At 63.9% G+C, this 26,071-nt stretch carries 24 protein-coding genes and 2 tRNA genes; 23 read left to right on the top strand and 3 right to left on the bottom strand.

Going from position 1 to position 26,071, the window contains the following annotated elements:
• From ACTO3O_RS06755 to ACTO3O_RS06650, 22 genes are all read left to right on the top strand, one after another.
• On the top strand, positions 1-516 hold the full coding sequence (locus tag ACTO3O_RS06755) for a ferritin (protein WP_297829804.1): 516 nt from the start codon (positions 1-3) through the stop codon (positions 514-516).
• A 222-nt stretch (positions 517-738) separates the two neighbouring features.
• Positions 739-2,274 carry a flexirubin biosynthesis tyrosine ammonia-lyase FlxA gene (gene flxA / locus ACTO3O_RS06750; RefSeq protein ID WP_297829803.1) on the top strand — a complete coding sequence of 512 codons (1,536 nt, stop codon included), beginning with the start codon at positions 739-741 and terminating at the stop codon, positions 2,272-2,274.
• Positions 2,274-3,008, top strand: a complete 735-nt coding sequence (gene flxB / locus ACTO3O_RS06745; protein ID WP_297829802.1) for a flexirubin biosynthesis SDR family reductase FlxB — start codon at positions 2,274-2,276, stop codon at positions 3,006-3,008. Before flxA ends, flxB begins: the two co-directional genes overlap by 1 nt.
• A 12-nt stretch (positions 3,009-3,020) precedes the next feature.
• Entirely contained in the window at positions 3,021-4,247 is a 1,227-nt protein-coding gene (locus ACTO3O_RS06740) for a beta-ketoacyl-[acyl-carrier-protein] synthase family protein (protein ID WP_297829801.1), read from the top strand.
• A gap of 11 nt (positions 4,248-4,258) precedes the next feature.
• A complete protein-coding gene (locus tag ACTO3O_RS06735) occupies positions 4,259-4,504 on the top strand; it encodes an acyl carrier protein (protein ID WP_482596609.1) in 246 nt (81 codons plus the stop codon).
• A complete protein-coding gene (locus ACTO3O_RS06730; protein WP_297829799.1) occupies positions 4,497-5,426 on the top strand; it encodes a lysophospholipid acyltransferase family protein in 930 nt (309 codons plus the stop codon). The genes ACTO3O_RS06735 and ACTO3O_RS06730 overlap by 8 nt, the downstream gene beginning before the upstream one ends.
• On the top strand, positions 5,423-6,514 hold the full coding sequence (locus ACTO3O_RS06725; protein WP_297829798.1) for a FlxJ family methyltransferase: 1,092 nt from the start codon (positions 5,423-5,425) through the stop codon (positions 6,512-6,514). The genes ACTO3O_RS06730 and ACTO3O_RS06725 overlap by 4 nt, the downstream gene beginning before the upstream one ends.
• On the top strand, positions 6,499-6,927 hold the full coding sequence (locus ACTO3O_RS06720; protein ID WP_297829796.1) for a hotdog family protein: 429 nt from the start codon (positions 6,499-6,501) through the stop codon (positions 6,925-6,927). The genes ACTO3O_RS06725 and ACTO3O_RS06720 overlap by 16 nt, the downstream gene beginning before the upstream one ends.
• 1 nt (position 6,928) lies before the next feature.
• Positions 6,929-7,375 (top strand): acyl-CoA thioesterase, encoded by a 447-nt coding sequence (locus tag ACTO3O_RS06715; RefSeq protein ID WP_482596613.1) that lies wholly within the window; start codon positions 6,929-6,931, stop codon positions 7,373-7,375.
• Positions 7,360-9,075 (top strand): beta-ketoacyl synthase N-terminal-like domain-containing protein, encoded by a 1,716-nt coding sequence (locus ACTO3O_RS06710; RefSeq protein ID WP_297829791.1) that lies wholly within the window; start codon positions 7,360-7,362, stop codon positions 9,073-9,075. The genes ACTO3O_RS06715 and ACTO3O_RS06710 overlap by 16 nt, the downstream gene beginning before the upstream one ends.
• A 16-nt stretch (positions 9,076-9,091) precedes the next feature.
• The gene (locus ACTO3O_RS06705; RefSeq protein ID WP_297829789.1) at positions 9,092-9,346 is read left to right on the top strand and encodes a phosphopantetheine-binding protein; all 255 of its coding nucleotides are present in this window, start codon (positions 9,092-9,094) and stop codon (positions 9,344-9,346) included.
• A 1-nt stretch (position 9,347) separates the two neighbouring features.
• Positions 9,348-10,529, top strand: coding sequence for a beta-ketoacyl-[acyl-carrier-protein] synthase family protein (locus ACTO3O_RS06700; RefSeq protein ID WP_297829787.1), 1,182 nt, complete (start codon positions 9,348-9,350; stop codon positions 10,527-10,529).
• 19 nt (positions 10,530-10,548) lie between these two features.
• Positions 10,549-11,352 carry a beta-ketoacyl synthase chain length factor gene (locus ACTO3O_RS06695; protein ID WP_297829785.1) on the top strand — a complete coding sequence of 268 codons (804 nt, stop codon included), beginning with the start codon at positions 10,549-10,551 and terminating at the stop codon, positions 11,350-11,352.
• Positions 11,340-12,056, top strand: a complete 717-nt coding sequence (locus tag ACTO3O_RS06690; RefSeq protein WP_297829783.1) for a polysaccharide deacetylase family protein — start codon at positions 11,340-11,342, stop codon at positions 12,054-12,056. Before ACTO3O_RS06695 ends, ACTO3O_RS06690 begins: the two co-directional genes overlap by 13 nt.
• Entirely contained in the window at positions 12,046-12,663 is a 618-nt protein-coding gene (gene lolA2 / locus ACTO3O_RS06685) for a flexirubin biosynthesis/transport protein LolA2 (protein WP_297829781.1), read from the top strand. The genes ACTO3O_RS06690 and lolA2 overlap by 11 nt, the downstream gene beginning before the upstream one ends.
• 6 nt (positions 12,664-12,669) lie before the next feature.
• Positions 12,670-13,044 carry an ApeI family dehydratase gene (locus tag ACTO3O_RS06680; protein WP_297829779.1) on the top strand — a complete coding sequence of 125 codons (375 nt, stop codon included), beginning with the start codon at positions 12,670-12,672 and terminating at the stop codon, positions 13,042-13,044.
• Positions 13,041-14,228 (top strand): DUF2062 domain-containing protein, encoded by a 1,188-nt coding sequence (locus ACTO3O_RS06675; RefSeq protein ID WP_298080861.1) that lies wholly within the window; start codon positions 13,041-13,043, stop codon positions 14,226-14,228. The genes ACTO3O_RS06680 and ACTO3O_RS06675 overlap by 4 nt, the downstream gene beginning before the upstream one ends.
• Positions 14,221-17,922 carry an MMPL family transporter gene (locus ACTO3O_RS06670; RefSeq protein WP_297829777.1) on the top strand — a complete coding sequence of 1,234 codons (3,702 nt, stop codon included), beginning with the start codon at positions 14,221-14,223 and terminating at the stop codon, positions 17,920-17,922. The genes ACTO3O_RS06675 and ACTO3O_RS06670 overlap by 8 nt, the downstream gene beginning before the upstream one ends.
• 15 nt (positions 17,923-17,937) lie before the next feature.
• Entirely contained in the window at positions 17,938-19,431 is a 1,494-nt protein-coding gene (locus ACTO3O_RS06665; protein WP_297829775.1) for a phytoene desaturase family protein, read from the top strand.
• Positions 19,432-19,437: 6 nt separating this feature from the next.
• A complete protein-coding gene (locus ACTO3O_RS06660; RefSeq protein WP_297829773.1) occupies positions 19,438-21,120 on the top strand; it encodes a C45 family autoproteolytic acyltransferase/hydrolase in 1,683 nt (560 codons plus the stop codon).
• Entirely contained in the window at positions 21,117-22,424 is a 1,308-nt protein-coding gene (gene flxY, locus ACTO3O_RS06655; protein ID WP_297829771.1) for a flexirubin biosynthesis putative acyl-CoA ligase FlxY, read from the top strand. Before ACTO3O_RS06660 ends, flxY begins: the two co-directional genes overlap by 4 nt.
• Positions 22,425-22,438: 14 nt before the next feature.
• Entirely contained in the window at positions 22,439-23,008 is a 570-nt protein-coding gene (locus tag ACTO3O_RS06650) for a hypothetical protein (RefSeq protein ID WP_297829769.1), read from the top strand.
• 257 nt (positions 23,009-23,265) lie between these two features.
• Here the strand turns inward: ACTO3O_RS06650 and ACTO3O_RS06645 are convergent, their stop codons facing one another.
• The 3 genes from ACTO3O_RS06645 to ACTO3O_RS06635 all read right to left on the bottom strand — a co-directional run bounded on the left by ACTO3O_RS06645 (position 23,266) and on the right by ACTO3O_RS06635 (position 25,129).
• On the bottom strand, positions 23,266-24,204 hold the full coding sequence (locus ACTO3O_RS06645; protein ID WP_297829767.1) for a hypothetical protein: 939 nt from the start codon (positions 24,202-24,204) through the stop codon (positions 23,266-23,268).
• Between the two features lie 698 nt (positions 24,205-24,902).
• Positions 24,903-24,975, bottom strand: a tRNA-Gly gene (locus ACTO3O_RS06640).
• Between the two features lie 82 nt (positions 24,976-25,057).
• Positions 25,058-25,129, bottom strand: a tRNA-Thr gene (locus ACTO3O_RS06635).
• Positions 25,130-25,360: 231 nt separating this feature from the next.
• Here ACTO3O_RS06635 and ACTO3O_RS06630 point away from each other — a divergent pair.
• Entirely contained in the window at positions 25,361-25,507 is a 147-nt protein-coding gene (locus ACTO3O_RS06630) for a hypothetical protein (protein WP_297624462.1), read from the top strand.
• Positions 25,508-26,071: the final 564 nt, after the last annotated feature.

The raw sequence follows: 26,071 nt of genomic DNA, 5'->3' as shown, positions 1-26,071 counted from the left end.
ATGTTAAGCACCAAACTTCAAGAAGCCCTCAACGCCCAGATCAACGCCGAACAATGGTCCGCCTACCTCTACCTCTCGATGTCCCTCGACGCCTCCGTGAAAGGCTATAAAGGGATCGCCAACTGGTTCTCCATCCAATACCAGGAAGAGCAAGCCCACGCCCAACTCTTCATCGACTACATCCTGAGCCGCGGCGGCCGCGTAACCCTCGCCCCGATCGCCGCCGTGCCCACCGAATGGGCCACCCCCCTCGACATGTTCCGCGAGACCCTCGCCCACGAACAGAAAGTGACCTCCCTGATCGACAACCTGTGCCGTCTGGCCGCCGACGAGCAAGACTTCGCCACCTCCAACCAGCTGATCTGGTTCGTGAACGAACAAGTGGAAGAAGAAGAGAACGCCCGCGACATCATCGACCAGCTCCAGATGGTCTCCGAGAGCCAGATGGGCCTCTACATGATCGACAAAGAGCTCGGCACCCGCACCTACACCGCCCCGAGCATCGCCGCCCAGTAATCCATCACACACCTATATCCAATCGGGGTCGGAGGCCATGGAAACAGCCTCCGACCCCGATTTTTACATTCGCCCCAAAATACCGGAAAAAGAGCGAAATACATCCGACACAGACACGCCCCCGCCCCGTCATAGAGAATCCGATAACTTTCCGTATCTTTGCCAACCAGCAACCGACAGGCCCAACACCTGCCGCACCGCTACTATTGTATATATAGAGAGATGGACATCACCCGAAACCTATCGCTCTCCGACGTAGAGCGCGTACTATACCACCACGAACCGATCCACCTGCCCGCCGCCGAGCGGGAACACATCGCCGCCTGCTACGACTTCCTGCAAGCATTCTCCGTCGGGAAAGTCATCTACGGCATCAACACCGGCTTCGGGCCCATGGCCCAATGGCGCATCGACGACCTCCACCTCCGCGAACTCCAGTACAACATCATCCGGAGCCACGCCGTCGGCGCCGGGAGACCCCTGCCCGAGATCTGCGTCCGCGCCGCCATGCTCGCCCGCCTCCAGACCTTCGTCCAGGCCCGCTCCGGCGTCCACCCCCAAGTCGTCGAACTACTCATCGACCTCCTGAACCGCGGCATCACCCCCATCGTCCCCGAACACGGCAGCGTCGGCGCCAGCGGCGACCTCGTCCAACTCGCCCACATCGCCCTCGCCCTGATCGGCGAAGGCGAAGTCCTCTATCGCGGCGAACGGCGCGACACCGCCTCCGTCCTGGAATCCGAACACCTCCAGCCCCTGCGGATCGGCATCCGCGAAGGCCTCGCCGTCACCAACGGCACCGCCGTGATGACCGGCATCGGCCTCGTCAACCTCCTCCAGGCCCGTCGTCTGTTCTCCTGGTCCCTCGTCTCCTCCGTGCTGATGAACGAAATCGCCTCCTCCTACGACGACTTCCTCTCCGACACCCTCAACCGGCTGAAACACCACCCCGGGCAACGCACCGTCGCCGCCCGCATGCGCCGGTGCGCCCAAGGGAGCCGCTGCCTGCTCCAACGCGAAGTCACCCTCTACCGGAACCCCGGCGACAACCCCACCTTCCAGCACAAAGTACAACCCTACTACTCCCTGCGATGCACCCCTCAAATCCTGGGGCCCGTGCTCGACACCCTCGACCACGCCGAACGCATCCTCCTCGAAGAGCTCAACGCCGTCGACGACAACCCCATCGTCGACCCCGAAAGCCGTAACGTCTACCACGGCGGCAACTTCCACGGCGACTACGTCTCCTTCGAGATGGACAAACTCAAGATCGCCGTCACGAAAATGACCCTCCTCGCCGAGCGGCAGCTGAACTACCTCTTCCACGACCGCATCAACGGCATCCTCCCCCCGTTCGTCAACCTGGGAACCCTCGGTCTGAACTACGGCCTCCAGGCCGCCCAGTTCACCGCCACCTCCACCACCGCCGAGAGCCAGACCCTCTCGAACCCCATGTACATCCACACCATCCCCAACAACAACGACAACCAGGACATCGTCAGCATGGGCACCAACTCCGCCCTCCTCTGCCGCCACGTCATCGAGAACGCCGGCCAAGTGCTCGCCATCCAGCTCCTCGCCCTGGCCCAAGCCGTCGACAGCCTCTCCATCGCCGACCGACTCGCCCCCGCCACACGCAGCCTCTACGACCGCGTGCGCGCCCTCGTCCCCCTCTTCCGCGACGACACCCCCAAATACCGCGAGATCGAACAACTCCAGACCCTCCTCTTCGCCACCGACCCCGAAACCGCCGCATAATGACCACCTCACGCTACGCCCTGATCACCGGCGCCAGCCGCGGCATCGGCCGCGCCATCGCGCTCCGACTCGCCGCCGACGGCTACCACATCCTGCTCAACTACCAGACCAACCGCTCCGCCGCCGAAGCCGTCCTGAACGACATCCGCACCGGCGGCGGCGACGGCACCCTGCTCCCCTTCGACGTCACCGACCCCGAAGCCGTGGAACAGGCCATCGACACCTGGCGGCAGCAACACCCCGACAGCTACATCTCCCTGCTCGTGAACAACGCCGGCATCCGGCACGACGACCTCCTGATGTGGATGTCCGGCGACAACTGGCACCGCGTCCTCTCCACCACCCTCGACGGCTTCTTCCACGTCACCCGCGCCCTGCTCCAGGAGATGCTCGTCCGGAAATGGGGCCGCATCATCAACATCGCCTCCCTCTCCGGCCTCTCCGGCATGCCCGGCCAGACCAACTACTCCGCCGCCAAAGGCGGCCTGATCGCCGCCACCAAATCCCTCGCCCGCGAAGTCGCCCGCAAACACGTCACCGTCAACGCCATCGCCCCCGGCTTTATCCGCACCGACATGACCAGCGACCTCGACGAAACCACCCTGAAGAAAACCATCCCCGCCGGCCGCTTCGGCGAAGCCGAGGAAGTCGCCCACCTGGTCTCCTTCCTCGCCTCCGACCACGCCTCCTACATCACCGGCGAAGTCATCTCCATCGACGGAGGCCTCAGCTGATCCACCCCCCTTATGGAAAACCGCGTCGTCATCACCGGCCTCGGCATCTACTCCTGCCTCGGCCTCACCCTCCCCGAAGTCACCCGCTCCCTCTACGAAGGACGTTCCGGCATCGGGCTCGACCCCTGTCGCAAAGAGGCCGGCTACCGCTCCATGCTCACCGGCCTGCTGCCCCGTCCCGACCTGAAAGGCCGTCTCGACCGCCGTCAGCGCCTCTGCCTCTCCGAGCAAGGCCAATACGCCTACCTCGCCACCTCCGACGCCCTGACCCACGCCGGCCTCACCGCCGACTACCTCGCCGCCCACGAAGTCGGCATCCTGTACGGCAACGACAGCTGCGCCCAGGCCACCATGACCGGCATCGACCTCCTCCGCGAGAAACGCGACACCGCCCTCATCGGATCCGGAAACATCTTCCAGTCCATGACCTCCACCGTCACGATGAACCTCTCGACCATCTTCAACCTGCGCGGCATCAACTTCACCGTCTCCGGCGCCTGCGCCAGCGGCTCCCACGCCATCGGGCTCGGCTACCTCCTGATCCGGCAGGGACTCCAGGAACGCATCGTCTGCGGCGGCGCCGAAGAGGTCAACCTCTACTCCGTCAGCAACTTCGACGCCCTGGGCGCCTTCTCCGTGCGCGAGAGCGACCCCGCCGGCGCCTCGCGCCCCTTCGACCGCCAGCGCGACGGCCTCGTCCCCAGCGGCGGCGCCGCCACCGTCATCCTCGAGAGCTACGCCTCCGCCCAGCGTCGCGGCGTCCCCATCCTCGGCGAAATCATCGGCTACGGCTTCTCCTCCAACGGCGAACACATCTCCGTCCCCAACGTCGAAGGCCCCGTCCGTTCGCTCCGCATGGCCCTGCGCGACGCCGGCGTCGCCATCGACGAAATCGGCTACATCAACGCCCACGCCACCTCGACCCCCATCGGCGACCTCAACGAAGCCCGCGCCCTCCACACCGTCTTCGGACAGGCCCGCCCCTGGGTCACCTCCACCAAATCGCAAACCGGACACGAAATGTGGATGGCCGGCGCCAGCGAAATCGTCTACTCCCTGCTCATGATGCAGAACGACTTCATCGCCCCCAACCTCAACTTCGCCGAACCCGACGAAGCCTCCGCCCACCTGCGCATCCCCGCCGAACGCGTCGACACCCGGTTCGACCTCTTTCTGAGCAACTCCTTCGGCTTCGGCGGCACCAACTCCACCCTGATAGTCAAGAAACACCAAAACTAACACACGACACTATGACCCGCGAAGAGATCGCCCAGACCGTCGATCGGCTCCTCGCCGACGAATTCGAAATCGACCAGAGCCTCATCACCCCCGACGCCCCGCTGAAAGAGACCCTCGGCCTCGACAGCCTCGACCTCGTCGACATCGTCGTCCTCATCAACCAGCACTTCGGCATCACCCTAAAAGGCCCCGACTTCGTCGGCATCGCCACCTTCGACGACTTCTACCGCCTGCTCGACACCCTTCTCCATGGCTAACACCGGCGAACGACCCTGGAACGGCAAATCCCGCGGCGGCCGCCGCGGCTACCTCTTCTTCGTCTTCGTGATCCGCACCCTCGGATTACGTTGCGCCTACCTATTCTCCAGCCTCGTCGTCCTCCACTTCATCCCCTTCGCCCCGCGCGCCACCGCCGCCATCTGGGACTACCACCGGCGGCGGCAGCGTCGGAGCCCGCTGCGCGCCTGCGTCGAGCTCTACCGCCACTACTACCTCTTCGCCCAGACCCTGATCGACCGGATCGCCCTGCGGCACGGCCTGTCGCACCGCTACCGGTTCGAATTCGACAACTACGACCGCTTCATCGACCTCATCTCCCGCTCCGGCGCCGTACTGATCGGCGCCCACGTCGGCTGTTGGGAAGCCGGCGCCGGCTTCTTCGGCGACTACGCCGACAAGCTCCACATCGTCATGCTCGACGCCGAACACCAAGCCATCAAAGAGATCCTCAGCCGCAACGGACAACCCGCCCCGTACCACATCATCCCCATCGACCCCGACCACCCGGCCGACACCCTCCTCCGGATCAAAATCGCCCTGAACCGCGGCGAATACGTCTGCTTCAACGGCGACCGCCACCTCAACACCCGCCAGACCCTCCCCGCCGAACTGCTCGGCAGTCCCGTACTGCTGCCCGCCGGCCCCTTCCGCATCGCCTCGCGGTGCCGCGTCCCCGTCATCTTCTACTACGCCATGCGCGAACGGAAGCGCACCTACCGCTTCCGCTTCACCGACCTCCCCGTCGCCGAGACCCGCGACGAGCGGCACCTGGTCGACCGATACGTCTCCTCGCTGGAAGAGATCCTGCGGCGTTACCCGCGCCAATGGTTCAACTTCTACCGTTTTTGGGACCTCCCCGTCCCGTCACCCGCTCCGGCACACAAAACCACCCGCCCATGAACCTCTTCCCCCCCCTCGCCGACCGCTACGGCCACGACCGCCAGACCGCCCTCGACGCCCAACGCCTCGCACAAGAGATCGCCTTCGCCCCGATCGTCTTCCAAGTCTCGCGCCTGATGCTGAAATTCGGCATCCTGCAACAGCTCGCCGACCATCCCGACGGCCTCGGCCGCGCCGAGCTCGTCCGCGAGAGCGGCCTCACCGACTACGCCGTCCAGGTACTGCTCGAAGCCTCCCTCTCCATCGGCACCGTCAAGACCGCCGACGACCGCTACACCCTCTCGAAAGCCGGCTGGTTCCTGCTGAACGACCCCAGCGTCCGCGCCAACCTCGCCTTCAACCACGACGTGAACTACCTCGGCCTCTTCCACCTCGAAGAAGCCCTCCGCAGCGGCCGTCCCGCCGGGCTGCAAGTCTTCGGCCCGTGGGCCACCATCTACGAAGGCCTCTCGCAGCTCCCCGCCGACGTACAACAGAGCTGGTTCGGCTTCGACCACTACTACTCCGACGAATCCTTCTCCGCCGCCCTTCCCCTCGTATTCGACAGCGACCGCCCCGTTCGCCGCCTGCTCGACGTCGGCGGCAACACCGGCCGATGGGCCACCCGCTGCATCGCCCACGATCCGGACGTCGAAGTCACCATCATGGACCTGCCCCGGCAACTCGACCTCATGCGGCAAGCCACCGCAGACACCCCCGGAGCCGAGCGTATCCACGGCCACGGCGCCGACCTGCTCGACCCCGCCACCGCCTTTCCCCGCCCCTACGACGCCATCTGGATGAGCCAATTCCTCGACTGCTTCTCCGAAGAGCAGGTACAGAGCATCCTGCGTCGCGCCGCCGCCTCGATGGAGCCCCACACCCGGCTCTTCATCCTGGAGACCTTCTGGGATCGGCAACGATTCGAGACCGCCGCCTACTGCCTGACCCTGACCAGCCTCTACTTCACCGCCCTGGCCAACGGCAACAGCAAGATGTACCACTCCGACGACCTGATCCGGTGCGCCGAATCCGCCGGCCTGCGGATCGAGGCCCAGCACGACGGTCTGGGCCTCGGACACACCCTACTCGTATGCAGCAAAGCGTGACCCTCCTCGACCTGATCCCCCAGCGCCCCCCGATGGTGCTCGTCGACCGGTTCCTCGGCATCGCCCCCGACCAGAGCTCCCGCACCACCCTCCTCGTGACCGGCCAGACCCCCTTCTGCGAAGGCGACACCCTGACCGAGTGCGGCCTCATCGAACACATGGCCCAATCCGCCGCCGCCCGCGTCGGATGGCTCTGCCGCCGGAACGGACAACCCGTCCCGATCGGCTACATCGGCTCCGTCAGCCGCTTTCAGGCCGACCGCCTGCCCCTCGTCGGCGAGACCGTCGAGACCGACATCCGCGTCGTGCAGGAGGTTTTCGACATCTCGCTGGTCGCCGCCACCAGCCGGATCGGCGACCGGCCCATCGCCCGGTGCGAACTGAAAATCTTTTTGAACCATGCCACGCGATAGAATCCACCGCCACACCTCCTCCGCCCCGTCCGGACTGACGTGCCGGATACCGATCCGCGTCCGCTTCAGCGAAGTGGACTCCATGCGCATCGTCTGGCACGGCGCCTATCCCCGCTACTTCGAAGACAGCCGCGAAGCCTTCGGTCGGCAATACCCCGGCATCGGCTACCTCGACATCCACGCCAGCGGCTACACCGCCCCGATCGTCGAGCTCCACCTCCAGTACCACCACCCGCTGACCATCGGCGACACCGCCACCGTCGAGATCCGCCACATCGACACCCCCGCCGCGAAACTCTGTTTCGACTACCTCATTCGCCGCGACGCCGACCGACAGATCGTCGCCACCGGCCACTCCATGCAGGTCTTCATCGACCCGTCCGGCGAGCTGAGCCTCACCCAACCCGAATTCTACCACCAATGGAGAACCCGATGGCTACACCCGTGAGAACCGTCTGGCTCGGCCCCGACAGCCTCGTCACCGCCCTCGGCGACAAAGCCGCCACCCTCGAAGCCATCGAAGGCCGCCGCACCGGCCTCGCCTTCGATCCCCGGCGGCAGCTTATCGTCGGCGCCCTGCCCCCGGAGTGCCTGCCGATCGGGCTGCCCGACGGCTACACCCGCCTCGAAGCCCTCGCCATACGGGCCGTCGAACCCACCCTCGCCGCTGCCGGACTCCGGCTCGACGACGACCGCGTGCAACTCCTCCTCTCGACCACCAAAGGGAACGTCGACCGGCTGGCAGGCTGCGGCGACACCGTGCCCGACGAAGCTTTCCTGGGGCACACCGCCCGGCAGATCGCCCGCTATTTTCAGGCCGCCCGACCGCCGATCGTCATCTCCAACGCCTGCATCTCCGGCCTCTCGGCCCTGATCGTCGGCCAGCGGCTGCTCCACGCCGGCGAGTGCGACCACGCCATCGTCGTCGGCATCGACCTCCTGTCCGAGTTCATCACCGAAGGCTTCCGCTCCTTCCAGTCGCTCAGCGACCGGCCCTGCCGGCCCTACGACGCCGACCGCGACGGCCTCACGCTGGGCGAAGCCTGCGGCGCCCTGCTGCTCACCACCGATCGGCAGAGAGCCCTCGAACCCGCCGTCGCCCTGCCCGGCGGAGCCGTGACCAACGACGCCAACCACATCTCCGGCCCCTCGCGCACCGGCGACGGCCTCTACCACGCCATCCGGCTCGCCCTGGAACAAGCCGACACAGAGCCCCGGCAGGTCGGCACCGTCAACACCCACGGCACCGCCACCCTCTACAACGACGAGATGGAGAGCAAAGCCCTCCGCTGGGCCCGGCTCGACCACACCCCCGCCAACAGCCTGAAAGGCTACTTCGGCCACACCCTCGGCGCCTCGGGCATCGTCGAGAGCATCCTCTGCGCCGAAGAACTCCGCCGACGGATCGTGTACGGCACCCAAGGATTCTCGACCCTCGGCGTCCCGTGCGCCATAGAGGTCTCTCCCGACCACCGGCCGCTGGAACACCCCTGTTGCGTGAAGACCGCCTCCGGCTTCGGCGGCTGCAACGCCGCCATCGTCCTCGCCGCAGAAGCCGACGGCGCAGCGCGTCCCGTCGTCACCGCCCGGCCCGAACCCTCGATCCGGACATCCGCCGCCTACCGCCTGCCCCGGGGCGACCGCGACTTCGGCGCCTTCATCCGCGACGAATTCCGCGCCCTCGACGCCCCGAACCTGAAATTCTACAAGATGAGCGACCTCGCCAAAGCCCTCTACGTCGCCGCCGAGCGGCTCCTGAGCCAGACCCGGCCCCTCGGCGAACGCTACGCCCCGACCGAGATCGCCCTCGTGCTCAGCAACCGCTCCTCGTCGCTCGACACCGACCTCCGCCACCAGCGCACGCTCGACCGGCACGAACCGCCCTCGCCCGCCCACTTCGTCTACACCCTGCCCAACGTCGCCGCCGGCGAGATTTGCATCCGCCACCGCATCCAGGGCGACAACACCTTCTTCATCGAAGAACACGGGAGCGACCAGAGCGAATCCTACGCCCGGCTGCTGCTCCGGAACGGACATGCCCGCGCCGCCATCTGCGGCCGGTGCGAACTGCTCGGCGACACCTGGGAAGTCGACCTGAAGCTGCTCGAAACCGCCGACGAACCCCGACATACCGACACACACGCATAGCATACCACACAAAGACATGGAACAACTGATCGAAGAACTCAAGACCCACCTGATCGAAGAACTGAACCTCGAAGAGCTGACCCCGTCCGACATCGACGCCGACGCCCCCCTGTTCGGCGACGGCCTCGGACTCGACTCGATCGACGCCCTGGAGATCATCCTGATTCTGGAACGGTACTACGGCATCAAACTCCACAATACCGCCGAAGCCAAACCCATTTTCCACTCGGTGAAGACCCTCGCCGAATACATCGCTAAACACCGGCCGTAAGATGCAAATCGCCATCAGCGGCGTCGGCATCGTCTCATCCCTCGGCATCGGCGCCGACGCCACCCTCGACGCGATCGCCCGTTCGACGAGCGGTCTCGCCCCGGCGGCGCGCTTCCTCGCCACCCGCCACCGCGTGCCGGTCGGCGAAGTGCCCCACTCGAACGAAACGCTGAGCGCCCTGCTCGGCCTCGCTCCGCAGGCCTGTCACTCGCGCACCGCCCTGCTCGGGATGGTCGCCGCCCGCGAAGCCCTGCTCGACGCCGGCGACGGAACCGGACTCCGCACCGGGCTGGTCTCCGCCACCTCCGTCGGCGGAATGGATCGCACCGAGGAGTTCTACGCCGACTACCTGCGCGATCCCTCGCGCGGGCGGCTGCGCGACGTCGTCATGCACGACTGCTCCGCCTCGACCCGCGCCATCGCCCGATACTGCGCCATCGACGGCCTCGCCACCACCGTCAGCACCGCCTGCTCGTCGGCCGCCAACGCCATTCTGACCGGCGCCCGGCTCATCCGCCACCGCATCGCGGATCGGATCGTCGTGGGCGGCACCGACGCCCTCAGCCGGTTCACTCTGGGCGGCTTCCGCTCGCTGATGATCCTCGACGAGCAGCCCTGTCGCCCCTTCGACGCCAGCCGGGCCGGTCTGAACCTCGGCGAAGGAGCCGGCTACCTCGTCCTGCAACGCGCCGACACCTTGCGCCGCGAGCCCTACGGCTATCTGACCGGGAGCGCCAACGCCAACGACGCCTACCACCAGACCGCCTCGTCGGCCGAAGGAGAGGGCGCCTACCGGGCCATGTCCGGCGCCCTGGCCGCCGCCCGCATCGCCCCGGAACAAGTGGACTACATCAACGCCCACGGCACCGGGACCCCCAACAACGACCTCGCCGAAGGGCGCGCCATCCGGCGGCTGTTCGGCGACCGCGTGCCCCCCTTCAGCTCCACCAAAGGCTTCACCGGCCACACCCTGGCCGCCGCCGGAGGGATCGAAGCCGTGCTATGCGCCCTCGCCCTGCGCGACGGCCTCGTCTACCCCAACCTCCGCTTCGAACAGCCGATCCCCGAGCACGGCCTCGTGCCCGAACGGCAGTTACGGAGCGGCCGACCGATCCGCCACGTGCTCTCCAACTCCTTCGGTTTCGGAGGGAACTGCACCTCGCTGCTCTTTTCGAAACCCTAACCCCGAGCCCCGTCCCGCCATGTGCTACATCGAGAACATCCGAACCGAACGCGACCTCGCGACCGACCTTCGCGAGCTGATCCCCGACGCCTCCCTGCGCCGGCGGATGAGCCGCATCGTGCGCCAGAGCGTCGCCACAGCCGTCGAATGCGTCGGCGGCAGCCCCCGGCTCGCCGACATCGATGCCATCCTCACCGCCACCGGCTGGGGCTGCCTGAGCGACAGCGAACGCTTCCTGCGCAACATCTGCGAGACCGACGAACAGATGCTCAACCCCACCCCCTTCATCCAGTCCACCTTCAACACCGTCGGCGCCCAGCTCGCCCTGCTCGGCGGCAACCGGAGCTACAACACCACCTACGTCCACCGCAGCCGGAGCTTCGAGAGCGCCCTGCTCGACGCCACCCTGCTGCTGGCCGACGGCGACGCCGCCCGGGCGCTCGTCGGCGCCTTCGACGAACAGACCGAAACCCAGCACCAGATCATGGAACGCATGGGCTGCTGGCGCCGCGAGCGGGACGGCGAAGGCGCCGTTTTCTGCCTCCTGACCTCCGCGCCCACCCTCCGGAGCCGGGCGAAGATTGTCCGGATCGACTTTCCCGACACCCGGCTCACCTGGGAAGAGTGTCTCAAACGCTACGGCACCACCCCCGACACCGTCGTCCTGTGCCGCGACCCCGAAGCAGAGAGCTATCCCACCGTCTCGGCCCGGCTCTTCGCCGAAGGCGTCGCCGCCATCGTCGCCGGAGCCCCGGAAGCGATCATATACAACGAATACTTCGGCGCCGAACCGACCGTAACCGTACTGCAATGCCTCCCGTAATCTGGATCCCGCTCCTCATCGGCCTCGCCGGCCTCCTCGGCTTCGGCTACTACGCCTCGTTCTTCATCGACAGCGGCGTCTACCTGAAAGCCCGCTGCCGGGCCTCGGGCCACAGCGACGAGCCCCTGCTCGCCCTCACCTTCGACGACGGGCCCGACGAACGGAACACCCCGCTCGTGCTCGACACGCTCGCCAGCGAGGGAGTGCGGGCCACCTTCTTCCTCATCGGCGAACGAGCCGCCGCCCACCCCGAACTCGTGCGACGCATCGTCCGGGAGGGACACCTCATCGGGAACCACACCTTTACCCACTCCGGTCGGTCTCCCTTCCGGAGCCGGGCCGCGATCCGGGCCGAGCTGGAAGCGACCCGCCGCACCCTCGAACAGATCACCGGCCTCCGGACACGGCTCTTCCGGCCTCCGTTCGGCGTCACCAATCCCCGGATCGCCGCCGCCGTGCGCGACGGCCGATACGACACAATAGGATGGGACATCCGTCCGTTCGACACCCGGACACACGTCTCCCGCGACAAGATCCTCCGCCGGATCCTCGACCGCCTGCGTCCCGGCTCCGTCGTGCTGCTCCACGACCGGATCGACGGCGCCGACCACCTCGTCCGGCAACTCCTGACGAACGCCCGCCGACGCGGCTATCGGTTCGAAACCATCGACCGGTTATTTCACCTTTCAGCCTATGAAAATTAGACACCTCTTCCTACTGCTCTTCGCCGGACTCTCCGCCCCGCTCGCCGCCCAAACCGCCGACCCGGAGTGGAGCCGCTTCGCCGACGAGCTGAAACGCAAAAGCCGCGACATACAGACCATCGAATGCCGCTTCACCCAGACCCGCCGGGCCGCCGTGCTGAAACAGGAGGTCAGCAAGCAAGGCACCTTCAGCTACAAACGCCCCGAGCAGATCCGGCTGCTCTTCGCCGACGGCGACTGCATCGTCATGAACGGCGACCGGTTCCGACTGGTCAGCGGCGGCAAGACCACCCTCGTGAAGACCCAGTCCAACCCCATGCTCCGCGAACTCCGCCGGACGCTGGCCGCCTGCATGACCGGCGACCTCGACGCCCTCACGACCGCTTTCGCCCCCCGGCTGACCGACCGCGGCGGACACTATGAACTCCGGCTCGTACCGCGCCGCAAACAGCGACTCGCCGAGATGCTCCTCGTCATCTCGAAACGCGACATGTCGCTCGACGCCCTGCGGATGACCGAGACCTCGGGCGACTACCTCCACTACGCCTTCACCGACAAACGCTTCAACGGCCCGATCGCCGACGAAACCTTCCGAACCGAACCCTGATCCCCCATGGCCGTACAACCCGCCTTCTACCAGCTGCTCCGGGTCGAACCCCGGGGCGACAGCTACCGGGCCGAAGCCCGGCTCGATCCCCGTCACGCCATCTACGGCGGACACTTCCCCGGCCACCCCGTGACCCCGGGCGTCGGCCTGCTGACCATCCTGCGCGAAGCGATCGGACTGGCCCTCGGCCACCCCGTCCGTTTCGCCGCCATCCGGAGCTGCAAATTCACCGCCCCCGCCATCCCGGCCGACGGCGAAACGCTGACCCTCGACTTCACCCTCAGCGACACCTCCGACGTGCGCGGCACCGCCGCCTATCGCGGCGAGACCGTCCTGAAACTGACCGCCACCCTCGCACCGATCCCCGACCCGGAACCATGACCGCCACCGCCCCGACCTATGCCGACCGCCTGCGCCGCCTGCGCTGCCTCGTCGCGATCCCCACGTACAACAACGCCGGGACGATCCGCCGCGTCATCGACGACGTGCGACGGTACGCCTCCGACGTGCTCGTCATCGACGACGGATCGACCGACCGCACCCCCGAACTGCTCGGCCGGATCGACGGCATCCGCACCATCCGCTATGCGAAAAACCAGGGCAAAGGCTACGCCCTGCGGCTCGCCCTGCGCACTGCCGCCGCAGAGGGCTACCGCTACCTGCTGACCCTCGACGCCGACGGCCAGCACTTCGCCGACGACATCCCCCGCTTCGTGGAACGGATCGAAGAGGCGCCCGACACCCTGCTCGTCGGCGCGCGGAACCTGGCCGCCGACAACATGCCCTCGAAGAACACCTTCGCCAATCGCTTCTCCAACTTCTGGTTCCGCGTCGAGACCGGCATCCGGATGAGCGACACCCAGAGCGGCTTCCGGCTCTATCCGGCGACCGCCCTGAACGCGATCCGCACCCTGACCTCGCGCTACGAATTCGAAGTCGAGATCCTCGTGCGCGCCGCCTGGCGCGGCATCCCGGTCGAGAACATCCCCGTCCGGGTCTACTATCCGCCCGCCGACCAACGCGTGTCGCACTTCCGGCCGTTCCGCGACTTCGCCCGCATCAGCCTGCTGAACACCCTGCTGGTCGTCGTCGCCCTGATCGGATACTACCCCTGGCGCTTCGTGCGCTCGCTCAACCGGACGAACATCCGGCGCTTCATCCGCCGACACGTGACCCACTCCGGCGACAGCCCCCTGCGGCTATCGGCCTCCGCGGGCTGGGGCGTCGCCTGCGGCATCGTCCCGCTGTGGGGCTACCAGCTCGTTTTCGCCCTGGCCACCGCCCACCTGCTGCGGCTCAACAAAGCCGTCGCCGCCCTCTTCTCCAACGTGAGCATCCCGCCGATGATCCCGCTGATCCTCTATGCCAGCGTCGCCCTCGGCGCCCGCGTGACCGGCAGCCGAATCGACATCGCCCTGTCCGAAATCTCGTTCCGGACGCTCGGCGAGATGCTCGGACAATACCTCGTCGGCAGCCTGCTGCTGGCCGCCCTGTGCGGCACCGGCGCCTGGCTCGTCGGCTGGCTCCTGCTGACCACCCTGAAACACATGCGCAAACATGAGTAACTTCTTCGTCCGCCTATACGACTGGTTCCGGGGCCACCGCCTCGTCTTCTGGCTGCTGCTCGCCGGCTGGGCCGTCGGCACGGGCGCGCTCGTGCTGCGTATGCGTTTCGTCGAAGACATCACCAGCTTCTTCGCCGGCGACGACGCCGGGCGCAAACAGGCCCTGATGTTCCGGAACCTGAAGCTGAAGGACCGCATCGTGCTCCTGCTCTCGGAGGCCGACCCCGACACCCTGATTTCAGCCGGCGACCGCCTCGTCGAATCGCTCGCCCCGCTGGTCGACGAAGGCCTGCTCAGCCGCGTCACCGAAGGCGTCGACGCCACGACCATCCATCGCAGCGCCGACTTCGTCTACGACCACCTGCCCATCTTTCTGCGGGACGACGACTACGCACGCCTCGACTCCCTGCTGCGCGACGACCGGGGCGTGGAACAGGCCGTCGAACGCTGTTTCGCGACCATCGCCTCGCCGTCGGGCCTCTTCGCCGGCGAATTCTGCCTGCGCGACCCGCTCGGCATAGGCAGCAGCCCCCTCGCCGGCCTCCAGCGCTTCAGCGCAGGCAACCGGTACGAGCTCTACGGCGACCGCATCTTTTCCGCCGACGGGTCGACCCTTTTTCTCTTCGCCGACCCCGCCCACGGGCTCGGCAGCACCGACACCAACGACCGGCTGGTCGGGCAGATGGAGGCGGCCATCGCCCGCGTCCGGAAAGAGACCGGCGTCCGGATCGACTACTTCGGGGGGCCCGCCGTGGCCGTCTACAACGCCCGGCAGATCAAACACGACACGATGCTGACCCTGACCTTGGCCCTGCTGGCCGTCGTCGCCGTCATCACCTTCGCCCTGCGCAGCCGGGGAGCCGTTCTGCTCATCCTGCTCCCCGTGCTGTTCGGCACCCTGTTCGCCCTGGCCGCCATCTACCTCGCCCAAGGTCGCATCTCGTCGATCGCCATCGGCGCCGGAGCCGCCGTCCTCGGCATCGCGCTGAGCTACTCGATCCACATCGTCTCGCACCACACCCACACCGACGACCCGCGGCGCGTCATCGCCGAACTGGCCTACCCCCTGACCGTCGGCAGCATTACGACCATCGGCGCCTTCGTCGCCCTGCTCTTCACCCACTCCGGCCTGTTGCAGGACTTCGGCGCCTTCGCCTCGCTGACCCTGATGGGCACCACCCTCTTCTGTCTGGTCTTTCTGCCGCACTTCCTTTCCGACCGCCGGAAACGCCATTCGGGCCGCCTCTTCCGTCTGATCGACCGCCTCAACGGCTACTCCTACGAACGCAACCGGTGGATCGTCGGCAGCATCGTGCTGGCGACCATCGGATGCGCCTTTTTCTACAACGACGTGCGGTTCGACACCGACCTGCACCACCTGAACTTCGAGCCCCGTCACATCCTCGAAGCCCAGCACCGGCTCGAACGGCTGACCGAGGGCGAAGGCGAGACCACCCGCGTCTTCCTGCTCACCTCGGCCCCCGACAACCCCGGAACCGCAGCCGCCTGCGCCACCCTGGGACGACAGCTCGACACCTTGCTGGCGAGCGGTCGGATCGTCTCCTACGCCACCGCCGGCGACTACTTCGTCAGTGCCGCCGAGCAGGAACGGCGCATCGACGCCTGGAACACCTTCTGGGCCACGCGGAGCGACACGCTGATCGCCCGGCTCGAACAGGCCGCCGCCCGGGCAGGCTTCAGCGACCACGCCTTCGACGCTTTCAGCGCCCTGTTGCGGAACCGCTACACGGTCTGCGACTACTCGTCCGAGAGGCTGGCCGACGTCCCGCTCTTCTCGGACTGGATCAACGCCGTCGACACGACCGTCCTGCTGGTCTCTCAGATCGAGCTCGCCGAAAGCGACAAAACGGCCGTCTACGCCGCGCTCGAAACCTGCGACGACACCGTCATCCTCGACCGCGCCTACTACTCCTCGCAGATGATCCGGGCCATCAACGACGACTTCTACTTCATCCTTCTGGTCTCCTCGTTTCTGGTCTTCGGCGCCCTGCTCCTGTCGTACGGCAGCCTGGAACTCGCCCTGCTGTCGCTGCTGCCGATGTTCGTCAGCTGGGTGATCATTCTGGGCATCATGGCCCTGTACGACATCCCGTTCAACATCGTGAACATCATCCTCTCGACCTTTATCTTCGGGATCGGCGACGACTTCAGCATCTTCATCCTCGACGGCCTGCTGAGCGAGTACCGCGACGGACGCAAACTGTTCCGGGCCCACAAGACCGCCATCTTCTTCTCGGCCTTCACCACCATCGCCGGTCTGGGGGCCCTGCTCTTCGCCCAACATCCCGCCCTGCGCTCCATCGCCCTGATCTCCGTCGTCGGGCTGAGCGTCGTGATTCTGGTCTCCTACACCCTGCAACCGATCCTCTTCGCGCGGTTCATCTCGTCGCCCGTGCAGCACGGCGGTTTCCCCTACACCCTGCGCGATCTGGGACGCACCGCCTACGCCTTCCTCCTCTTCCTCGGCGGCTGCCTGACCGCCCAGCTGCTGCTGCTCGTCAGCCTCGTCCTCCCGATCCGGCACGCGAAGAAACAAGCCGCTCTGCACCGCCTGATTTGCGCCTTCGTGCGCGGCCTCCTGCGGATCGTCCCCTCGACCCGCGTCCGGTTTCAAAACCTCGCCCGCGAACGGTTCGACCGGCCCGCCGTCATCATCGCCAACCACCAGTCGTCCATCGATATCCTACTGCTGCTCGCCCTGAGCCCGAAGATCGTGCTCGTCACCAACGGTCGGGTGTGGCGTTCGCCGATCCTCGGGCCGATCGTCCGCTACTTAGGGTACTTCCACACCGCCGCAGGCTACGAAGCCGCCGTCGGGCAGCTGCGAGAGAAGGTCGCCGCAGGCTACTCCGTCGCCCTCTTCCCCGAAGGCACCCGGTCGGTCGACCGCACCATCGGACGATTCCACAAAGGCGCCTTCTACCTGGCCGACCGGCTGGGTCTGGATCTCCTCCCCGCCGTCATCTACGGCGCCGGCGAAGTCTGCTCGAAGCGGCAGAGCCTCTACATCAAACCGGGGTGGATCGTCTGCCGCCTGCTGCCCCGGGTGTCGGCGGGCGACCCGCGCTTCGGGACGACCCTCCGCAAACAGGCCAAAAGCTGGCGCCGGTGGTACGTCGAACAGTACGCCGCCCTGTGCGACGAATACGATCGGGCCCGGAACCCTTACTTCCGGAACGCCCTGCGCAAAAACTACCTCTACAAAGGCCCCCTGCTGATGCATCGCATCCGCCGGGAAGCCGCCCGGGCCGACTACTACGACGCCTGGGACCAGGCCCTTCCGCGCGATGCCGCCGTGACCGAACTCGGCTGCGGCTACGGCGCCCGGGCCGTGATGCTCGGCCTCCTCTCCCGACAGCGGCGGATCGTCGGGCTCGATCCCGACGAAGAGCGCATCCGCATCGCGCGGCACGGCTTTCTGAACGACGGGAACATCTCCTTCGGCCTCTTGTCGGACGAGACGGAGCTCCCGCACTCCGACATCTTCCTCGTGAACGGGCCGGCGGACGACCCTCTGCTCGACCGCTGCCTGTCGCGCCTTCGTCCCGGCGGTTCGATCCTCCTGACCGACCCGGCGGACGCGACGCGGCCGGAGATCGAATCGTTCGCCCGGCGACACGGGCTCGTCCTGCGCGCCGAAGCCGGTCGAACCGTACTCACCCGAAACACCTGACCCGCCCCACCTCTCATGAAACCATTCGATGTCCTCATAATCGGAAGCGGCCTCGGCGGTCTGGCCTGCGGCGCCCTGCTGAGCCGCGAGGGGATGAACGTCTGCGTCGTGGAGAAGCACGCCCGCTTCGGCGGCTGCCTGCAATCCTTCCGCCGCCAGGGGCGGCTGCTCGACACCGGCATGCACTACGTCGGCAGCATCGCCCCCGGACAGATCCTCCATCAATACCTCAAGTACTTCGGCATCCTCGACCGCCTTCGGCTGAGTCCGCTCGACCCCGCCTGCTACGACGAGATCCGGCTCGACGGCCGACAGTACCCGTTCGCCTGCGGCTACGACCGTTTCATCGACCGGCTCGCCGAACAGTTTCCCGCCGAACGGGCCGACATCGAAGCCTACTGCCGCCTGCTGCACCGCGTCGGCCGCACCATCTCCGTCGAGACCCTGCGCTCGGGGCGCCTCTCCTCCGGCGGCGAGGAGTATATGGGGATTTCAGCAGCAGAGGCCATCGCCGGCTGTACCCGGAACCCCGTGCTGCGGAACGTGCTGGCCGGCTCGATCCTCCTGCACAGCGGCGACCGGCAGCAGACCTCGCTCTACGAGCACGCGATGATCCACCACTCCTACATCGAAAGCGCCGGCCGCTTCGTCGGCGGCTCCCAGCACGTGGCCGACGCCCTCGTCGAGACCATCCGGCGCAACGGCGGCACCGTCCGCGCCGACAGCGAAGCGACCCGCCTGATCCTGCGCGACGGACGGATCGACGCCGTCGAAATCAACCGCACCGAACAGCTCGGCGCACGATATGTCATCTCCGACATCCACCCCGTGCCGACCTTCGCCCTGCTAGACGGCCCGCACGCCATCCGGCCCCGCTTCCTGAGTCATCTACAATCGCTCCCCCAGTCGATCGGTTTCTTCACCACCTGGCTCCTCCTCCGGCCCGGCAGCTACCCCAGCCTCGACCGGAACTACTACCTCCACAACCGTCGGCCAGACCTCTGGTCGTTGACCGGCGACCACCTCGGATGCCGGATACCCGTCGTACTCGTCAGCGCCCAGCCCTCCGACGACGGCCGTTTTTCGGACGTCATCTCCCTGCTCCTCCCGATGGAGGCCGGCGAGTGGGCCCCGTGGGCCGGAACGACCACCGGAAAGCGGGGCGACGCCTACACCGCCTGGAAAGAGCGGTACGCCCGCGCCTCGATCGACTTCGTCGCACCCCACCTCCCCGGCCTGCGCGAGGCGATCCAGTCCGTCTGCACCGCCTCGCCCCTCACCTACCGCGACTACACCGGCACACCGGACGGATCGGCCTACGGGCTGGTGAAAGATTGCCGCAACCCGCTCCTGTCCCGCCTCTCGCCGCGGACGAAGGTCGAGAACCTCTTCCTGACAGGCCAGAACCTGAACGTCCACGGCTTTCTGGGCGTCTGCGTCAGCGCCGCCGCCACCTGCTGCGCGCTGGTCGGCGAAACGTACCTCACCCGAAAAATCGGCTATGAATAATCGGCTATGAACAGAGTCCTCAAACAGATCGGCCGCAGCCTGCTGTGGCTCCTCGGCAGCGTGATCGTGCTCCTGCTCGGCGCCCTCTGCTGGGTTTGGATCGGCGCGGCCACCGCCGACATGAAACCCCCGCAGCTCGCTTTCGACCCGGCCGACTATCCGTTGAGCGTCGCCCGCGACTCTCTGCGCGTCTGCCGCGAGAACATCCTGCTGCGGAACCGGTACGGCCTCTGGGAGGCCCGCATCGCCGGCGACGCCGAAACCCGCGGAGCCGCCATGGGGGCGATGAGCCGCGACCTGCTGCGGGATCAGGAAGAGGCCTTCGTCGCCCAACTGCGCCGCTTCGTCCCCTCCGAGCGACGGCTGAAACTGCTGCACCGGCTGACCCTCTTCTTCAACCGCCGGCTGGCCGACCACATCCCCGAAGAGTACCGGCGCGAGATCGCCGCCCTCTCCGCCTTTTGCAGCCACGACTTCGACGCCTTCGGAACCCCCTACGAACGGCAGCTCAACTACCACGCCGCCCACGACATCGGACACGCCATGCAGAAATACATGCTCGTCGGATGCAGCTCGTTCGCCCTGCGGAACGGAGCCAGCGCCGACTCGGCCCTGCTCGTGGGACGCAACTTCGACTTCTACATGGGCGACGACTTCGCCCGCCGCAAACTCGTCAGCTTCGTGACCCCCGATCGGGGCTACCGCTACGCCTCGGTGGGATGGCCCGGCATGACGGGCGTCCTCTCCGGGATGAACGAACGGGGCCTCACCGTCACCCTCAACGCCGCCCAGGGGCCGATTCCGTTCCGGTCGGCCATGCCCGTATCGCTGCTCGCGCGGCACATCCTGCAATACGCCGCCACGGCCGACGAGGCGTGTCGGATCGCCGACACGTGCCGTCTCTTCGTCTCCGAGAGCCTCCTCGTCACCGAAGCCGCCGGCCGCCGCGCCATCGTGATCGAAAAACGGCCCGACCGGCAGGCCGTTTTCGCCCCCGCCGGCGACCGCCTCATCTGTACGAACCACTACCAGTCGGCCGAGCTGGCCGACGACCCCGACAACCGGCAAAACATCGCCGAATCGGACAGCTATCCCCGCTACCGGCGGCTCGAAGAGCTGCTCGACCGCTCCGGCCCGCTGACCCCGGAGGGAGCGGTCGCCGTGCTGCGCGACCGCCGCGGAACGGGCGACCGCGAGATCGGACTGGGCAACGAACTCTCGATCGACCAGAGCCTCGCCCACCACTCGGTCGTCTTCCAGCCCGAGCAGCGGCTGATGTGGGTCTCGACCGACCCGTGGCAGGAGGGTGCCTACCTCTGCTACGACCTCCGCCGGGTGTTCGCCCTGCGGGAGGCCGCTCCCGGCGAGGGCTTTTCCGACCCGGAGCGCACGATCGCGGCCGACACCCTCTTTCTGCGCGACGACTATCCCCGGCTCCTCGCCTACCGCCGCCGGGCCGAACAGGTGCGCCGCGCCATCGCCGACGGCGAACGGCTCGCGCCGGGGTATGCCGACAGCCTGACCGTCGAGAACCCCGACCTCTACGCCGCCCACGAGCTGCTGGGAGACTACCGGCGGCGGCAGGGAGAGCGCGACGGGGCCCTCCGGGCATGGCGCGCGGCCCTCGACCGCGAGATCCCCCGAAAAGAACAACGCGACGAAATCGAACGAAAAATCAGCACATTATGATACGAAATCCGGAGTTGCACTACCGCTCCCGCGATGAAATCCGAGCGTTTCAGGAGGCCCGGCTGCGCGAAGAGCTCGCCTATCTGGAGCAACACTCGCCCTACTACCGTGCCCTGTTCCGCCGGGAGGGCATCGCGGTCGGCGACATCCGCCGCCTCGACCAGCTGCAACAGCTGCCCGTAACCACCAAACAGGAGCTGCAACGCCACAACACCGACTTTATCTGTACCGACCGGCGCCGGATCGTCGACTACGTGACCACCTCCGGCACGCTGGGCGACCCGGTGACCTTCGCCCTGACGACCGAAGACCTCGACCGGCTGGCCTACAACGAAGCCAGCTCGTTCGCCCTGACCGGATGCGGGGCGGACGACGTGCTGCAACTCATGACCACCCTCGACCGGCGATTCATGGCCGGTCTGGCCTACTTTCTGGGGGCACGCCAGCTGGGGTGCGGCGTGATCCGGGTCGGAAACGGAATCCCCGAACTGCAGTGGGATACGATCCGTCGCGTGGGCCCCACCGGCTGTATCGTCGTCCCCTCGTTCCTGCTCAAACTGATCGACTACGCCGACGCCAACGGATTCGACTGCAACGCCAGCTCGCTCCGGCGGGCGATCTGTATCGGCGAAGCCCTCCGCACGCCGGACGGCGACCTCACGACACTGGGCCAACGCATCGCCCAGCGATGGCCCGCGCTGGAGCTCTTCTCGACCTACGCCTCCACCGAGATGCAATCCTCGTTCACGGAGTGTGCCTGCCACGCGGGCGGACACCTCCCAGCCGACCTGATCATCACGGAGTTTCTGGACGACGACAACCGTCCCGTTCCGGCCGGCATGCCGGGCGAAGTGACGATTACGACCCTCGGTGTGCAGGGCATGCCGCTGTTGCGCTTCAAGACAGGCGACATCTGCATCCACTACGACGATCCGTGCCCCTGCGGACGGAACACCACCCGGCTGAGCTCCGTCCTGGGCCGCAAGGGCCAGATGATCAAATTCAAGGGGACGACGCTCTATCCGCCGGCCCTATTCGACATTCTGGACAACATTCCGAAGGTCGAGAACTACCTCGTCGAGGTCTTCACCAACCGCATCGGCACCGACCAGGTACAGATCAAAATCGGCAGCCGAATCCACACCGACGAATTCGTCAAACGGATCAAAGACATCTTCCGGTCGAAAGTGCGGGTGGCTCCGGACGTGGTGTTCGAAGCGCCGGAACTGATCGCCCGGCTGCAAATGCCGCCCATGAGCCGGAAAGTCGTCAAATTCTTCGACCACAGAAAGTCTAACCTTTAAAATATGTTCACGACATGAAAAAATTCCTTCTCAGTCTGACCCTCGGCACGATTTGCCTGATTTCGCACGCCCAAAACCGGTTCTCCGGCAGCGAAAAGATCTACATCTACGGCGTGGACTATGCGCCGGTGAAGGTCTGGGGCGCCTCCGAATCGCCCGAACAGTTCGTCCAGGCCTTTCGCGAGATCAACGACCTGCTGCTCCACCAGGCCGACAAGTACACCTACGACCGGATATGCGGTTCGGCCTCCACGACGATGAACCTCGATCCGATCCGCCGACGGATCGACGAGATGAACCGGGATTCGATCAAAATCAATTCGGCCCAAACGGCTCCGCTCGACGTCGAGACGCACCTCCGGAGCTACGCTCTGCCGGAGAGCGAGGGGGTCGGGATCATCCTGATTGCCAAGCTTCTGGACAAGGCGCAGGGATGCGGTACTTATTACGTGGTGGGGTTCGACGTGGCGACGCGCGAGCCGATCTTCGTGCGGGAGATCACGACCAAAGCGGGCGGTTTCGGCCTGCGTAACTTCTGGGCGAACACGGTTTACCAGGCGCTCAAAAAGACACGCATCCAATAATCCTTTGTCCGCCCGCCGCGAGTGCGAGTCTCTTTGCGGTGCGCAGTGGACCGGTGTCCTATCTGTCAAAAGAGCAGGGCGTGAGAATCGATTCTCACGCCCTGCTCTTTCATCCGAAAAATGACATCCCATTATGGAAAGCTCTCAATACAGATACATCAATAACATATCCTACTAGCGATACCCAATATAATTAAATAAAATACCTCCACTCATTTTTACGACAATATACTATATCGTTCGACTCTCAACTTTATTTACATGTTCTTTTTGAGAGTATCCAAATATGTAGTCAACTGATTCTCCCAATCATCATAGTGATAAAAGCGTCTCAAAACAATTTTATTCTTAATGACTGTCTGCTTATCTTTAATGACATTTTTTTCATAATCCTCCAACCTAAAAACATAAGTTGCATTGCCTGCATACATCGTTTCAAGGACTACAATTTTTAAATCACTGAATCCGAATACGATATAACCAAAAAAGTTACTCGGCCCCTTTCCTCTGATATCAGGAGCATATCTCTCCAGGATATGAAGTCTTTTCTGAAATGCTTTCTTCACATCTTCATTTTTAGTGTATCGTCCTGCAAATTCAAGCAACTCATTCATTGTTTTCTCTTCCGAAAGAGTACCTTGAGGCAGCAAATCTTCTGCAAATCTCTTATTAAAATGAATTGCAGGCTCTAAATCAGCAGTAAACACCTCAAAATCGTTAAATATCTCACAAAACAGATTGATGACATGGGTGTTTTTTACAACATTCTGAACATCATCATTATAAATAAGAGGCCCGGCCACGACAACCTTTTGACCATGCTTATTAGTCTTAAAATGGATACAAACTTGAAACTTATGAGCCAACTCCTTCACATAAACATTGAAATCTCTATCATACTCAATATAGGCCCCGTCTCTGCGGTTGTAGCTGATATGAACCGTTTTAATCGTTTTTTCTTCTGGATATTTACGCACATATTTACCATAAACATTAGCTCGAGTAACCGAGCCTTTTGGCGCTGGTGTAACTATTAAATTTTCCTGAAAATTAGCCGGTATATTGTATCTCCGGAGATTCGTACTTTTCACAAAGTCTTCATACAACAAGCCTACATAAAACCGTTCACCTTCCTGCAGATAAAAAGGCAAATACTTATTAGCATTTAAAATGCGTGCTTTCTTTTGTTTTTTCATGAAAAAATTATTTTTAAAAAATCAATGACTATCTGCGATAGAAGAAAAGGCTGTAAGCACCAAAATTATTTCCCTCTACAATAAATTCAATCAATCATGGCATTCATTTGAATGCTGGAAAAAATACCAGAAACACTTGAGTTTGTAATGATATACCTCAATCCAGCAATTGATAGACTGGAAGCAAACTTATTGCACCCCTTCTTTCATAACTCTTATTCTCAATATATTACACACAAAAACTATGCAAATTCTTCACAATGCTTATATTTCATAAAAATATCTGACATACTGACACTAAAAGCTGAAAATTTGTCACAGTGCGACATTTTGTCCTTCTAACATTCCGACCTATATTTACAGATATATTTTTCAAGAATAAATTAAATACACTTTTACACTCTGCTCTTTTTCATGATAGTTTGAGACAGGTTTCCCCCACAAATCGCTAACAATAACTAAAAGAAGCATCTATTATCCTCATAAAGGACGCCAGATTGGGAGATTAATGATATGGCATGGAAATCATGCAGCTGACGAAACTGATCTCTATGGGGAATCTTATGGAGAGTCTATGGAGAGCGACACGGTCGAAAAGCCGTCTGAAAGGCATCCGAAATTACATAAATGACATCACGCTCCCACGCCACCAAAACAAAAACGAGCAACAATCTATTGATTATCACTCGCTTACAGTGAGCGGAAAACGAGACTCGAACTCGCGACCCCAACCTTGGCAAGGTTGTGCTCTACCAACTGAGCTATTTCCGCAATTATATGTTTCGCCCCTATCCCTTCCGCGGCTGAAACCGCCGTCTCGGGCAAGACACCCCTCTACCGCCCCCCCTCTCTGAGCTGTTGCCGAGGATTGAACTCGGGACCTCTTCCTTACCAAGGAAGTGCTCTACCACTGAGCTACAACAGCATGCGTTCCGATCCCATCCCCCCGAAAGGCCCTCAAGGATCGTGTGCAAAGGTAGACAAAATTTCTTCTCTCGCAAGGTCGAAGGCGAGATTTTAAGCAAATTTTTCTGCCGATTCTACACAGCCGACTAATAATCAACCTTTTCCGACTTACATATTTCTTCTCGTTCGAACCCCCAGAGCCGCCCCGGGCGTCCGCGATGCGGGGAACAATGGACGATCAGGGGCTCTCTTGGACATCACGTGCCGCGGAGATAGCTGGTCTGCTTCGGTCAAAGAGACCAACGGCATGAACCTGAATTTTCGTTCGACGTACCTCGACCCCGACAACGCGGGTCTGCGTGGTCACGGTCTTCCGTTGCGTTGCCTCTCGGAATAAACGGGAAAGGAGTGGGGGCGGTGAATAAGGGGCTGGGCTACCCTACTCTCTTGGACGGGCTGAAGCCTGCGGGGCCCAAAAGCAACGTTGAGTTGCGGGCCTCCGCGGCGGGAGGCTTTGGCCCGCGCGGCTCTACGAGTCGCAAAAGCAATAATGCCCAAAGCCCGGCCAATAGTTCAGACCAATTCTGTCGGGTTCGGACTGCGCGCTCCGGGGGTGGGCCAAAGGCCTAGCGCGCAGGCCCGGCGGTTCTACGAACCGCAAAAACTCAGTCCATCTCGCAACTCAAAGCTCCCCCGCTCTTTCAGGTGCGTCGAAGACGCACCTTATTAATGCTGTTCGCCGCCAGCGGAGGCGCAACGAAACGCAACCAAGCCTGAGAAAATGCAAGTACTTTAGCGGGTCGAAGCCTGCGGGGCCTAAAACGAGCATGGCGAGTTGCGGGCCTCCGCGGTTGGAGGCTTCGGCCCGCGCGGCTCTGCGAGCCGCAAGTGTTCAGCCTAACTCACCACCCAAATCTCTTGGGTTCGGCCTGCCTCCCATCCCCCCCCCCGAAGCCGCTAC

This window comes from Rikenella sp. (assembly GCF_056799795.1).
Note: the sequence above shows the minus strand (reverse complement) of the source record. Positions and strands in the feature narration are given on the sequence as shown.